The 13,300-nt window shown below is 65.9% G+C and carries 12 protein-coding genes and 1 pseudogene; 9 read left to right on the top strand and 4 right to left on the bottom strand.

Going from position 1 to position 13,300, the window contains the following annotated elements; all coding sequences use genetic code 11:
• Window positions 1-30 precede the first annotated feature (30 nt).
• The 3 genes from ileS to AR323_RS02370 are packed head-to-tail and all read left to right on the top strand — an operon-like array spanning window position 31 to window position 3,965.
• Window positions 31-3,021, top strand: a complete 2,991-nt coding sequence (gene ileS / locus AR323_RS02360; RefSeq protein ID WP_057882323.1) for an isoleucine--tRNA ligase — start codon at window positions 31-33, stop codon at window positions 3,019-3,021.
• Complete coding sequence (gene lspA, locus AR323_RS02365) at window positions 3,018-3,551, top strand: signal peptidase II (protein ID WP_057882324.1); 534 nt, start codon at window positions 3,018-3,020, stop codon at window positions 3,549-3,551. Before ileS ends, lspA begins: the two co-directional genes overlap by 4 nt.
• A gap of 3 nt (window positions 3,552-3,554) precedes the next feature.
• Complete coding sequence (locus AR323_RS02370) at window positions 3,555-3,965, top strand: DUF3035 domain-containing protein (protein ID WP_057882325.1); 411 nt, start codon at window positions 3,555-3,557, stop codon at window positions 3,963-3,965.
• Window positions 3,966-4,230: 265 nt separating this feature from the next.
• On the opposite strand, the gene AR323_RS02375 is transcribed toward AR323_RS02370, so the two are convergent.
• Window positions 4,231-5,523: a hemolysin family protein gene (locus AR323_RS02375; RefSeq protein ID WP_057882582.1), complete on the bottom strand. Its 1,293-nt coding sequence runs from the start codon at window positions 5,521-5,523 to the stop codon at window positions 4,231-4,233.
• A gap of 157 nt (window positions 5,524-5,680) precedes the next feature.
• On the opposite strand from AR323_RS02375, the gene AR323_RS02380 reads away from it, so the two are divergent.
• Both AR323_RS02380 and AR323_RS15325 read left to right on the top strand, forming a co-directional pair.
• Window positions 5,681-6,361: an OmpA family protein gene (locus AR323_RS02380; RefSeq protein ID WP_057882326.1), complete on the top strand. Its 681-nt coding sequence runs from the start codon at window positions 5,681-5,683 to the stop codon at window positions 6,359-6,361.
• A gap of 169 nt (window positions 6,362-6,530) precedes the next feature.
• A pseudogene (locus AR323_RS15325) lies at window positions 6,531-6,755 on the top strand (histidine phosphatase family protein); the annotation flags it as partial.
• Here the strand turns inward: AR323_RS15325 and AR323_RS02385 are convergent.
• Window positions 6,647-7,426 carry a 3'(2'),5'-bisphosphate nucleotidase CysQ gene (locus tag AR323_RS02385; protein ID WP_057882327.1) on the bottom strand — a complete coding sequence of 260 codons (780 nt, stop codon included), beginning with the start codon at window positions 7,424-7,426 and terminating at the stop codon, window positions 6,647-6,649. The pseudogene AR323_RS15325 and the gene AR323_RS02385 overlap by 109 nt on opposite strands.
• 113 nt (window positions 7,427-7,539) lie before the next feature.
• Here AR323_RS02385 and sucC point away from each other — a divergent pair, with 113 nt between their 5' ends.
• The 4 genes from sucC (at window position 7,540) to AR323_RS02405 (ending at window position 11,515) form a co-directional block, all read left to right on the top strand.
• On the top strand, window positions 7,540-8,739 hold the full coding sequence (gene sucC, locus AR323_RS02390; RefSeq protein ID WP_057882328.1) for an ADP-forming succinate--CoA ligase subunit beta: 1,200 nt from the start codon (window positions 7,540-7,542) through the stop codon (window positions 8,737-8,739).
• A gap of 61 nt (window positions 8,740-8,800) precedes the next feature.
• Window positions 8,801-9,553 carry an electron transfer flavoprotein subunit beta/FixA family protein gene (locus AR323_RS02395; protein ID WP_057882329.1) on the top strand — a complete coding sequence of 251 codons (753 nt, stop codon included), beginning with the start codon at window positions 8,801-8,803 and terminating at the stop codon, window positions 9,551-9,553.
• A gap of 30 nt (window positions 9,554-9,583) precedes the next feature.
• Entirely contained in the window at window positions 9,584-10,513 is a 930-nt protein-coding gene (locus AR323_RS02400; protein WP_057882330.1) for an electron transfer flavoprotein subunit alpha/FixB family protein, read from the top strand.
• Between the two features lie 117 nt (window positions 10,514-10,630).
• Window positions 10,631-11,515, top strand: a complete 885-nt coding sequence (locus AR323_RS02405; protein ID WP_057882331.1) for a TonB family protein — start codon at window positions 10,631-10,633, stop codon at window positions 11,513-11,515.
• Here AR323_RS02405 and AR323_RS02410 read toward each other — a convergent pair.
• Together AR323_RS02410 and AR323_RS02415 are read right to left on the bottom strand one after the other, a co-directional pair.
• Complete coding sequence (locus AR323_RS02410) at window positions 11,512-12,027, bottom strand: GNAT family N-acetyltransferase (RefSeq protein WP_057882583.1); 516 nt, start codon at window positions 12,025-12,027, stop codon at window positions 11,512-11,514. The two genes, AR323_RS02405 and AR323_RS02410, sit on opposite strands and share 4 nt — an antisense overlap.
• Window positions 12,024-13,277 (bottom strand): DUF445 domain-containing protein, encoded by a 1,254-nt coding sequence (locus AR323_RS02415; RefSeq protein WP_235510424.1) that lies wholly within the window; start codon window positions 13,275-13,277, stop codon window positions 12,024-12,026. The genes AR323_RS02410 and AR323_RS02415 overlap by 4 nt, the downstream gene beginning before the upstream one ends.
• Window positions 13,278-13,300 lie beyond the last annotated feature (23 nt).

Raw genomic sequence — 13,300 nt, forward strand, 5'->3', positions numbered from 1 at the left:
GCGCCGCCTTCCGCTAGCGGCCCTTTCGCCATGAGCGACGCCGATACCAAGCCCCAGCGCGATTACCGCGACACCGTCTTCCTGCCGAAGACCGACTTTCCGATGAAGGCCGGCCTGCCGCAGAAGGAGCCGGGGATTGCGGCGAAGTGGGAGGCGGACAAGCTCTACGAGCAGTTGCGCGATGCGCGGCGGGGCCGCGAGACCTTCATGTACCATGACGGCCCGCCCTACGCGAACGGCGACATGCACATCGGCCACGCGCTGAACCACACGATCAAGGACATGGTCTGCCGCACGCAGAACCTGCTCGGCAAGAACGCGCCCTACGTGCCGGGGTGGGACTGCCACGGGTTGCCGATCGAGTGGAAGGTCGAGGAACAGTACCGCAAGGCCAAGCGCGACAAGGACGACGTGCCCCTGCTCGAATTCCGCGCCGAGTGCCGCGCCTATGCGCAGCACTGGGTCGACGTGCAGCGCGAGCAGCTGAAGCGCCTTGGCGTGATGGCCGACTGGGACAATCCCTACCTGACCATGCAGCCCGAGAGCGAGGCGACGATCGTCGCCGAACTGCTCAAGTTCGCGACCAGCGGCCAGCTATACCGCGGAGCCAAGCCGGTGATGTGGTCCCCGGTCGAAAAGACCGCGCTGGCCGAGGCCGAGGTCGAGTACGAGGATATCGTCTCGACCCAGATCGACGTGGCGTTCGAGATCGTCGGGAGCCCGATCCCCGAACTGGTCGGTGCGCACGCGGTGATCTGGACGACCACGCCGTGGACGATCCCGGTGAACCAGGCGATCGCCTATGGGCCCGAGGTCGAGTATGTTTTGGCCAAGGTCTGGATCGGTGAATCGACCGTAGGCGATGCAGACCTATCTGACTCATTAGGAAGCCATCCCTTTCAGTCATGGGAAGGCAAAAACCTGCTTATCGCGAAGGAATTGCTCAAGAGCGTCCAAGAACGCCTCGATACCAAATTTGCCGATCTCAAAGATGGCAAACGTCCTAGAGTGCATCTGCGGGAGGTCGCGACAATCCAAGGATCCGCAGTTTCAGGCACCATCGCCCGCCACCCGATGCACCACCTCGGCGGTTTCTTCGCTGAACCCCGCCCGTTCCTGCCGGGCGAGTTCGTCACCACCGACACCGGCACCGGGCTGGTCCACATGGCACCCGATCACGGCGAGGACGACTTCGAGCTGTGCAAGGCCAACGGCCTGAACCCCAAGTTCGCGGTCGAGGGCGACGGCAAGTATCGCGAGGACTGGGACTGGCTCGGCGGGCAGGGCTCGGTGATCAATCCCAAGTTCAACGCGCCCGAAGGGCCGATCTGTTCGGACTTGCGCGAAGCGGGCGCGCTGCTCGCGGCGAGCGCGGACTACAGGCACTCCTACCCGCACTCGTGGCGCTCGAAGGCCAAGGTCATCTTCCGCTGCACCCCGCAGTGGTTCGTGCCGATGGACAAGCCGCTCACCCACATCTCGCCCAAGACGCGCGACGAAAAGCGGTGGGAAGGCGAAGGCGGCGCGATCGACCCGGCGGACGAGACCCTGTGCGCCGCGCCGACCTTGCGCGAAATCGCCCTCGCCGAGATCGAGCGGGTGCAGTTCACCCCCGACAAGGGCCGCAACCGCATCGGTTCGATGGTCGCGGGCCGCCCCGACTGGGTGCTCAGCCGGCAGCGCGCCTGGGGCGTGCCGATCACGCTGTTCGTCAACCGCAAGACCGGCGACTACCTGGTGGACGAGGCGGTGAACACCCGCATCGTCGCAGCGGTGCGCGAACAGGGCATCGATGCGTGGACGCCCGATACGGCGCTCGGCTTCCTCGGCGATGGTTACGACCCCGACGAATGGGAACCGGTCACCGACATTCTCGACGTTTGGTTCGATTCCGGCACCAGCCACGCCTATGTGCTCGAAGACCGCGAGCGCTGGCCCGACCTGTCGTGGCCTGCCGACATATATGTCGAAGGGTCAGACCAGCATCGCGGCTGGTTCCAGTCGAGCTTGCTCGAATCGTGCGCCACCCGCGGCCGCGCGCCCTATGACCGCATCCTCACCCACGGCTTCACGATGGACGCCAAGGGCATGAAGATGTCGAAGTCGCTCGGCAACACGGTCGACCCCAACAAGGTCATGGAAACCTACGGCGCGGACATCATCCGGCTGTGGGCGCTCTCGGTCGATTTCACCGAGGATCACCGCATCGGCGACGAGATCCTGAAGGGCGTCGCCGACCAGTACCGCAAGCTGCGCAACACTTTCCGCTACCTGCTGGGCGCGCTCGACGGGTTCGACGAGGCCGAGCGGCTGCCGGTGGGCGAGATGCCCGAACTGGAGCAATACGTCCTCGCGCTTCTGGGCGAGGTGGACGCCTCGCTGCGGCAGGCGGCCGAGACGTACGACTTCAACACCTACGTCCGCACGTTGATCGACTTCTGCAACGAGGACCTGTCGGCCTTCTACTTCGATATCCGCAAGGACTCGCTCTACTGCGATGCGCCCGAGAGCACGAAGCGCCGCGCGGTGCGCACGGTGTTCGACACGCTGTTCCACGCGCTCGTCCGCTATGCCGCGCCGGTGCTGGTGTTCACCTCGGAAGAGGTCTGGGGCACGCGCTTCCCGGATGCGGGCAGCGTGCATTTGCTGGAGTGGCCGGAGCTTGCCAGCATCTCGTTTGATCGGGAGATGCGCTTCAAGTGGGTCGCACTTCGTGAGCTTCGAGAGAAGGTAACTGAAGCGATTGAGCCATTGCGACGAGATAAGATCATTCGATCGGGCTTGGAGGCCGAAGTGACGGTCCCCGATATCGACGCTGTTCTGAACGACTATTCCGACACGGACCTCGCCGAACTGTTCATCACCGCGACAGTGCGTCGGGGCGATGGGGACGGCGTGACCGTCACCCGCACATCCGACCACAAGTGCGGCCGCTGCTGGCGGCTGCTGCCCGAAGTCGTCGAGGACGGGGCGCTCTGCGCGCGTTGCGATGACGTCGTGGGCGAAGAGGTGGCATCGTGAGCGTGCTGACCCGCTATCGCCTGATCGGTCTGGCCATCGCACTGGTTCTGTTCATCGCCGACCAGGCGACCAAGACCTACATCCTCGACGGGCTCCAGCTCCAGCTCGGCCAGTCGCATTACATCATGCCGATCTTCCAGTTCACTCTGACGCACAATTACGGCGTGTCGCTGGGCATGTTCACCGCGACCAGCCAGGAAATGCGCTGGGCGCTGGTGGCGCTGACTTCCGTGATCGCGGTGGTGGTGACGGTGTGGATGGTGCGCGAGAAAAAGCTCGCCGACATCGTCCCGCTGGCGTTCATCCTCGGCGGTGCGCTCGGCAACATCAAGGATCGCTACGAATATGGGTACGTGGTCGATTTCCTCGACCTGCATTTCGGCGATTTCCGCCCGTTCCTGATCTTCAACATCGCCGATGCGGCAATCACCATCGGCGTCGTTATCATCCTTGCCCGATCGCTTTTCGTAAGCGAAAAGGCCCCCGAAGAACCGGTCGATACGGCCCCTGACACCGCAGAATCGAGCTAACCCATGCGCAGAAACGTCCTCGTCCCCCTGACCGTTCTGGCCACCACCGTTCTTGCCGGGTGCGGCAACGGCGGCATCCTCAACCGCGAGCGGCCCGACGAATTCGCCGTGCAGCGCCAGGCGCCGCTGGTGGTTCCGCCCGATTTCTCGCTTACCCCGCCCGCTCCCGGCGCGCCGCGCCCGACCGAAGGCACCGCTTCTGAGCAGGCGCTCGACGTGCTGTTCGGCGGTCCCGCCGCCCGCAGCCAGGTGGAAACCAGTGCCCTCGACCGCGCCGGCGTGGCCGATCCGGGCATCCGCACCGCGGTCGGCGATCCGCAGACCAACACGGTCGCCAAGGGCCGCGTGACCCGCGACATCATCGCCGCGCCCGAAGGCGACGGACAGGGCGCTTCGGCGGTCATTCCTGGCTGAAGCCAGGTAGCTGCCTCACTTTCCTTTTTTCCGAACCCGCCTCCGCGCGTCCGGTCCTCGGCGCTGATCGGTTTACTTCGTTTCGCGGCACCTGCGGGCGCGCGTTCGCGCTTGCGGTCGGCTGGTCGCCGACCGTGCTCTAGCGACGTCAATCTCGCGAGAGAACGGGCTACGATCAGTAGCCCGCAAGGCCGACCGGCCGCCCGCAGCGGCTCCGAAGCGTAGCGGAGGAAACAGCCGCGAGGATGACCCCGCGGAGGCGGGGTCACAAACGTGAAGCGATTAGCTTGTCGATCTTGCGCCCGTCCATGTCGACGACCTCGATCCGCCAGCCTTGGTCGATGAAGCTCTCGCCCTCGACCGGCAGCTTCTTGAGGTGCCACAGGACATAGCCCGCGGCCGTGGCGAACTCGTGGTCCTCGGGCAGGTCGATGCACAGCCGCTCGGCCATGTCGTCGACCGGCAGCGCGCCGGAAATCAGCAGCGTACCGTCGTCGCGCTCGACGATCGCGGGCGCCTCGCCCAGGTCGCTGTCGGAGGCGAAGTTGCCGACGATTGCGGTGAGCAGGTCGACCGGGGTGACGATGCCTTCGAGGTGGCCGTACTCGTCGTGGACCATCGCCATCGCGACTTCGGCCTGCTGCAGGGTGCGCAGCGCGTCCATGGCGTCGAGCTGGTCGGGAATGACCTCGGGCTTCTTCATCAGACTGGCGAGGTCCACCGGCCGCCCGGCGAGCAATACCACGAGCACCTCGCGCACCTTTACCACACCGACGATCCTGTCGGGCGACCCGTCGGCGACCGGCAGCAGCGAATGCGGGCTCGCGTCGATCCGCGCGCGCAGGTCGATTTCCGGCGCATGGAGGTCGAGCCAGTCGAGTTCGGTCCGCGGAGTCATAAGCGCGCGAACCGGGCGGTCGGCGAGGCGAACCACACCCGCCAGGATCTCGCTTTGCCCCGCTTCGATCACGCCCGAATGTGTGGCTTCGGTGAAGATCATGTGCAGTTCTTCGGCGGTCACGCTCGATTGGCCCGCCGGACGCACGCCCATCAGCCGGATCAGGAGCGCGGAGGAATTGTCGAGCAGCCACACGATCGGCAGCGCGATCCGGGCGAGCAGCGCCATCGGGCGCGCGGCGATCAGCGCGATCGGCACGGCGGCGCGCAACGCGATCTGTTTGGGCACAAGCTCGCCCACCACGACGCTGGCGTAAGTTGTCAGCGCGATGACCAGCGCGAAACCGGCCTCGGGCGCGTATTCCGCAGGGATGCCCAGCGCCTCGAGCCGCTCTCCTACGGGTCCGCCGAGGCTCGACCCTGAATAGGCGCCCGCGACGATCCCGACGAGCGTGATGCCGATCTGCACGGTGGACAGGAACTTGCCGGGGTCGGCCGCAAGCGACAGCGCCACGCGGGCCGCGTTGCTCCCCCGATCGGCGGCAGCCTTGAGGCGCGAAGGCTTGGCCGAAACGATTGCCAGTTCGCTCATCGCGAATACGCCGTTCAGCAACAGCAGAGCGGCAATGATCAGCAGATCGGAATAGGGAAAAGGTGTCACCGGGCGTCCGCTAGCACATTTGCCGCAGCGTGCCAGCGGGAACGGCCACCGCGATAAGGCGTTACAGCGATCGAGGCGCGGGTTGGGCGCGCTCGCCTTCCGGCGCCGATCGACAAGGTCGGCGGCGCTGAACGAACCAGAATAAAGGGGAATTTCCATGCAGATTTCGCGCAAGATTACTGCCGGTTTCGCCGTGCTTTCGATGCTGACCGTCTCGGCGTGCGTCACCGATCCCAACACCGGCGAGCAGAAGGTTTCGCGCGCCGCGATCGGCGGCCTCGGCGGCGCAGCTGCCGGTGCGCTTCTCGGCGGCCTGATCGGCGGCAAGACCGGTCGTATCGTCGGCGCAGTTGGCGGCGGCGCGATCGGCGGCGTGGTCGGCTACCGGATGGACCAACAGATCCGCGAGCTTCGCGACCAGACCGCAGGGTCGGGCGTCGACGTGAGCGAAGTCGACGGTGCCATCCTCGTCAACCTGCCCGACGGCGTTACCTTCGCCACTGGCAGCTATTCGGTAAGCCCCGGCTTCCAGTCGCTGCTCGACCGCGTCGCGACGAGCCTGCAGCAGTATCCGAACAGCCTGGTCGACGTTTACGGCCACACCGACACCGTCGGTTCGTCCGCATCGAACCAGCGCCTGTCGGAACAACGTGCGCAGGCGGTGTCGAACTACCTGATCAGCCGCGGCGTCAGCTCGTCGCGCATCCGCTGGATGGGCTTCGGTGAAACCCAGCTCAAGATCCCGACCGGAGACAACGTCAACGAGCCGATGAATCGCCGGGTCGAGATCAAGATCGTTCCGCTTACGCAGGCCGAAATCGACGCCGCACGGAACTAAGGCGTTACACCTAGTGGTCGCACACGAAAGGCCGGTCTCCGCAAGGGGGCCGGCCTTTTAGGTGCTGCGGGAGCAAGGTTGTTTGCGCGTCGTGGCCGTCCTGGATTGCGGATTCGCGATGAGGGAAATCCTTCTCGTCCGGCACGGCGAAGCCTAATGGAATGCCGAAGGGCGTTACCAAGGGCGGCTCGATTCGCCTTTGACGGACAGGGGGATCGCGCAGGCCACGGCGATCGGCGAGCACCTGGCGTCAATGAACATCCGGCCCGCTAGCCGGGAAAATCCCTACCCCGCGATCGCCTTCGCGCGGTCGGCCAGACGATCCACCGCGTGTCCGTGGATGCCCGGTGCGCTGATCAGCAGGCCGAAGGCGCGGGGATCGCGCTTGTTATAGGCCAGCGGGCGTCCGAAGGCATCGGTGGTGGCGGCACCCGCCTCGCGCGCGATCAGCGCGGCGGCTCCGATGTCCCATTCCCAGCCCCAGCGCAGCGTCGCCAGCAGGTCCGCTTCGTTCGCGGCGACCATGGCTGCGCGCAGCGCGATAGAGTTGGGCTTGTCGACGATGGCGAGGTCCCGGTCCTCCTTGGGCAGCGCATCGGTCGGTACCCGCGCTCCGGGGAAGTCCTGCCGCGCTGAGGCGACGAGCCGTTCGCCGTTGCGCCATGACCCCCGCCCGGCGATCGCGTGCCAGAACTCGCCGCGCGCGGGCGCGGCCAGCGAGCCGATCAGCGGCCGGCCGCCGCTTATGAGCGCGACCGACACCGCCCACCCGCTGCGTCCGCGAATGAAATCGCGCGTACCGTCGATGGGGTCGACCAGCCAGATGAGATGCTTGCCGAGGCGCGTGAAATCGTCCGCGGTCTCTTCGCTCAGCCACCCAGCCGCCGGCAGCAATGCGCCGAGTTCGCGCTTGAGGAAGGCGTCCACCGCAAGGTCGGCGGCGCAGACCGGGTTGTTCGGCCCTTTTTCCCAGGTATCGAGCGCGTGACCGGCACCCGGCCACATGTCGTGCGCGATCCTGCCCGCTTCGCGGACGATCGCGTCGAGACGCGCGGCATCGATCATCGGGCACCGGCCATCGCAGGCCCTTGGCCCGCGCCCGCGCCCTTTTCAAGCGCGCCGATCCATGCTTAGGCGCCCTTCGAATCCCCATCAGCCACGGAAAGCTGCGCCCCGCGATGAACATCCACGAATACCAGGCCAAGGAACTCCTCGCCAAGCACGGCGTCCCCGTCCCCGCAGGACACGCGGCGCTGACCGTCGAAGAGGCGGTCGCCGCCGCCGGCAAGCTTCCCGGGCCGCTCTATGTCGTCAAGGCGCAGATCCACGCTGGCGGTCGCGGCAAGGGCAAGTTTTCCGAGCTCGGCCCGGATGCCAAGGGCGGCGTCCGGCTGGCGAAATCGCTGGACGAGGTCGAAGCCAACGCGCGCGAGATGCTTGGCAACACGCTGGTGACGATCCAGACCGGCGATGCGGGCAAGCAGGTGAACCGGCTTTACGTCACCGACGGCGTAGATATCGCGAAGGAGTTCTACCTGTCGCTGCTGGTCGACCGCGCCACGGGCCGTGTCGCTTTCGTCGTCTCGACCGAAGGCGGAATGGATATCGAGGCGGTCGCTCACGATACGCCGGAGCTGATCACCACCTTCACCGTCGATCCGGCGCAGGGCTTCCAGCCGCACCACGGTCGCGCGGTCGCGTTCGCGCTCAAGCTGACCGGCGACCTCAACAAGCAGGCGCAGAAGCTGGCCCGCCACCTTTACGACGCCTTCATGGCGACCGATTGCTCGATGCTCGAGATCAACCCGCTGGTGGTGACCGAGGACGACCGGCTGCTGGTGCTCGACGCGAAGATGAGCTTCGATTCGAACGCGCTCTACCGCCACCCCGACATCCTGGCGCTTCGCGACGAGACCGAGGAAGACCCGGCCGAAGTCGAAGCCAGCGAGTACGACCTTGCCTACATCAAGCTCGACGGCACGATCGGCTGCATGGTCAACGGCGCGGGCCTGGCCATGGCGACGATGGACATCATCAAGCTCAACGGCGCCTTCCCGGCGAACTTCCTCGACGTGGGCGGCGGCGCGAGCCGCGAGAAGGTGACCGCGGCGTTCAAGATCATCCTCAAGGACCCGGCGGTCGAGGGCATCCTCGTCAACATCTTCGGCGGGATCATGAAGTGCGACGTGATCGCCGACGGCATCGTAGCGGCGGCGAAGGACGTGAACCTCTCGGTTCCCCTAGTGGTTCGACTGGAAGGGACCAATGTCGAGCAGGGCCAGGCGATCCTCGCCAATTCGGGCCTCCCGATCGTGGCGGCCGACGACCTGGGCGATGCGGCCCGCAAGATCGTGGCCCAGGTCAAGCAGGCGGCGTGAGGTTGACGCTTACGTAAGGGGCATCTAGAGTCCCACCTACGAACGAAGGAGCGCGAAGCACATGAAGATCCTCGTCCCCGTCAAGCGGGTGATCGACTACAACGTGAAGCCGCGGGTCAAGGCAGACGGCAGCGGCGTCGATCTTGCGAACGTCAAGATGAGCATGAACCCGTTCGACGAGATCGCGGTCGAGGAAGCGCTGCGCCTGAAGGAAAAGGGTGCCGCGACCGAGGTCATCGTGGTCTCGATCGGCCCGGCCAAGGCGACCGAGACGCTGCGCACCGGCCTGGCGATGGGCGCCGACCGCGCGATCCACGTCGCGGTCGACGACGGCGTGGAGGTCGAGCCGCTGGCGGTCGCCAAGATCCTCAAGGGCATCGCAGACGCGGAAAGCCCCGGCCTGGTGATCCTGGGCAAGCAGGCGATCGACGACGATTCGAACCAGACCGGCCAGATGCTCGCCGCCCTGATGGGCCGGCCGCAGGGCACGTTCGCCAACACCGTTGCGGTCGAGGGCGATCACGTCGTGGTCAAGCGCGAGATCGACGGCGGCCTCGAGACGGTCAAGCTGGCGATGCCCGCGATCGTGACGACCGACCTGCGCCTGAACGAACCGCGCTATGCCTCGCTGCCGAACATCATGAAGGCGAAGTCGAAGCCGCTCGACAGCAAGACGCCTGCCGATTTCGGCGTCGACATCGCGCCGCGCCTCAAGACCCTCAAGGTCGCCGAACCGCCGGTTCGCCAGGCGGGCGTGAAAGTCGCCGACGTCGACGAACTCGTCGCCAAGATGAAGGCGCTCGGCATCGCGTGAGCGGGCCTGGACGATAAGGGATAGATTGCCATGAAGACTCTCGTTCTCGTCGAACACGACAACGCTTCGGTAAAGGATGCCACGCTCGCCGTGGTCACCGCCGCCGGCAAGCTCGGCGAAGTGCACCTGCTGGTCGCAGGCAAGGGCTGCGCGGGCGTGGCCGATGCCGCCGCGAAGATCGCGGGCGTGGGCAAGGTCCACCTCGCCGACGATGCCGCGTACGAGCACCAGCTGCCCGAAAACGTCGCGCCGCTGGTGGCCGAGCTTATGGGCCACCACGATGCGTTTCTCGCGCCGGCGACCACCACGGGCAAGAACATCGCGCCCCGCGTCGCTGCGCTGCTCGACGTGATGCAGATCTCCGAGATCATCGGGATCGAGGGCGACAAGACCTTCACCCGCCCGATCTATGCCGGCAACGCGATCGCCACGGTCGAATCGAGCGATCCCAAGCTCGTCATCACCGTGCGCGGCACCGCCTTCGACAAGGCATCGAGCGAGGGCGGTTCGGGCACGGTCGAGGCTGTGGCGGCAACCGGCGATTCGGGCTTGTCGAGCTTCGTGGGTAGCGAGCTTGCCAAGAGCGAGCGCCCCGAACTGACCAGCGCCAAGGTGATCGTCTCGGGCGGCCGTGCGCTCAAGGACGCCGACACCTTCAAGGAAGTCATCCTGCCGCTCGCCGACAAGCTGAACGCCGGCGTCGGCGCCAGCCGCGCGGCGGTGGACGCGGGCTACGTGCCCAACGACTATCAGGTCGGTCAGACCGGCAAGATCGTCGCCCCGGAAGTCTATATCGCGGTCGGCATCTCGGGCGCGATCCAGCACCTTGCGGGCATGAAGGATTCCAAGACGATCATCGCGATCAACAAGGACGAGGACGCCCCGATCTTCCAGGTCGCGGACATCGGCCTCGTCGGCGACCTGTTCAAGATCGTGCCGGAGCTGACGGGCAAGCTGTAGGCAAGGTTTGTGATTGCGGCGTCGAGAGGCGCCGCAATATTGCCCGTGCTCCACCGGCGGTTCGACTTGCGCCCGATCGGCATTTAATTATGCTGACAGGCATTAGGGGGTCGCACCATGTATCGTCGATTGATCATGCTCTCGGCGGCATTCGCATCGGCGCAAGTCGCCGCGGCGGAGCCGCCCGTATTGGAACCCAGTTCGAAGTGGGTACTCGATTACGCTGACGGATACTGCAGGATCGTGCGTCAGTTCGGCGGACCCGGGCGAGAGACGATTTTCTATCTCGAACAATACGAACCCGGTGACACGTACACCGTCCAGATTGCGGGCCCAGACTTCGCGACGGAAAAATTACGCCAGCCGTCTTTCCGCTTCGGACCCGGTGGTGCATCGGTCCCGACCGATCTCCTCATCGGCGCACCGTTGGGTGAATTCGGGTCGGGCGCGATGGCGAATTCGGTAGCGCTGCTGCCGAAGCCCGAGCGCGATCGGAATACCCTGTCGGACAAGGACCGTGGCAAGGTGGAGCCTCCCATGGACCCCGCTGCCGCCAAGCCTATCGCCTGGTTCGAGATGCTTGAAAAAGAGCGCGTGATCGGCCGACTTGCGCTCGGATCGATGCATGACCCGGTGAAGGCGCTCAATGCCTGCACCGAGGATCTCCTCACCCACTGGGGCATTGACGTCGCGGCGCACAAGGGCCGCAGCAGGGGCGTGGCTGTCAAAGGCAATGCCCAAAACTGGATTGGACCGAGCGACTATCCGGCCGAATTGATGCGGGCAAGGACGCAGGGCCTGGTGAACTTCCGGCTCGACGTGGACGAGCGAGGGCGTGTCACCCAGTGCTCGATTCAACAGTCCACTCGCCCTGCGGAGTTCGACAGGGTGGTGTGCAGCAAGATCTCGCGCAATGCCCGCTTCGAACCCGCACTCGATTCGGCCGGCCAGCCGATGAAGTCTTTCTGGCGCTCGTCGGTCCGTTTCGAACTGCCCAACTAGCGACTGAACAATTCGACCTCCGCTCCGTCGGGCAGCTTCGCCAGCCGTGTCGGCGCAAAACCCAGCCTGCCCGCCAGCGCGAACGAGGGCGCGTTGCCCGGCTCGATCATGCAGACCACTTCGCGCGGGCCGTGCATTCTGTCGAACCATGTCAACGCCGCCTCCATCGCCTCGCGGGCGATGCCCTTGCCGACATGGTCCGCGGCCACGATCCATCCCGCTTCGGGCTTGTCGTCGAAATCCTCGCCCAGGCCACGATACGAGTGAAACACGCCGCAGTTGGCGACCAGGTCCTGCGACCCCTTCAGGCGCACCATGAAGCTGCCGTAGCCGTGGAGGAACCAGCTTCCCCCGCCGCGCTGGAAGCGGGTGAAGTGGTCCGCGCGGTTCGCCATGCCGCCCAGGTAACGGTGGGTGTCGGGGTTAGAGACGATCGCGAACATTTGCGGTTCGTCGGCCATCGTCGGCTGCCACAGCTCGAGCCGTTCGGTCGTGAGCAGCGGCGCGCTCAGAAAGCAGCCTCTGCCGCATGAATCGTCACGCCGACGAGCCCGCCCACGAGGGTGCCGTTCATCCGGATGAACTGGAGGTCGCGCCCCACGGCGCTTTCGATCCGGTCGGTCACGGTCCGGGCGTCCCACCGGCGCACGGTCTCGGAAACCAGGCGGACGATTTGCCCGCCATAGCGGGTCGCCACGCCCACCGCGGTGCGCCGCGCGAAGCGGTTGATCTGGACCTGCAGGCGCGGGTCGTCGCGCAGCACCTTGCCGAGTTCGGCCATGCTTTCCGCAAAACCCGCGGACAGCCCGCCGCCGCCCGGTTCGCGCGCGGTCTTGATGAGCCCGCCACGTAAGCGCTCCCACACGCTGAGCCACCATTTGCCGACGACCGGGTTGTCGAGCAGCTCGTTCTTCATCCGCTCGATCTTCGCCTGCGTCTCCGGATTGTGCAGCAGGTCGTGCGCGAACTGGGCGAGGCCTTCGTCGAGTCGATCGCGCAGCGGGTGATTCGGATCGACGAGCACCTCCGCCAGCAGCTTGTAGAGCCCGTCGAGAACCGAATTGGCGAGCTTTTCGTCAAGCCCCGTCCACCGCACGAGGCCGTTGGCCTTTTCGTGGATCATGTTGCGGATAAGGGTCTCGTTCGCCTCGATCGTCAGCCCGGCCCAGCGGATCGCCGAATCGATCAGCGGGATGTGCCGGCGATCGGCCACTGCCGCCGTCAAAAGCTGGCCGAGAAGCGGTGCGACTTCGACCCGCGCAGCCAGCGACTTCAGGCCGCCGCGCACCTGGGTGCCGAGCCGATCGGGATCGAGCGATTCGAGAAATTCGGCGACGAGCTCGCCAGCGCCTGCGCGGATCCGGGCGCCGGTGTCTCCGCTCGCCGGGGCGGTCAGATATTCGCCCGCGGCCTTGGCCAGGTTCATGTCCTGCATCCGCCGCGCGACGACCGCGGGGGTGAGGAAATTGTCCTGCAGGAACGATGCCATCGTGTCGGCGATGCGGTCCTTGTTCTCCGGAATGATCGCGGTGTGCGGGATCGGCAACCCGAGCGGGCGGCGGAACAGGGCGGTCACCGCGAACCAGTCGGCCAGGCCGCCCACCATCGCCGCTTCGGCGAAAGCGCGGACGTAGCCGATCGCCGGATGGATGCCGAGATACTGCCCCGCCAGCACGTAGAGCCCCGCCATCGCGACCAAGAGGCCGGTGGCGCTGCGGCGCATCGTCTTCGCGCGGTCGGGTAATGTTCGTGTGCCCCCCATGCGCTGCCAACGCGGGAAGCGCA

It is taken from the genome of Tsuneonella troitsensis (genome assembly GCF_001441535.1).
GTDB classification, from domain to species: Bacteria; Pseudomonadota; Alphaproteobacteria; order Sphingomonadales; family Sphingomonadaceae; genus Tsuneonella; species Tsuneonella troitsensis.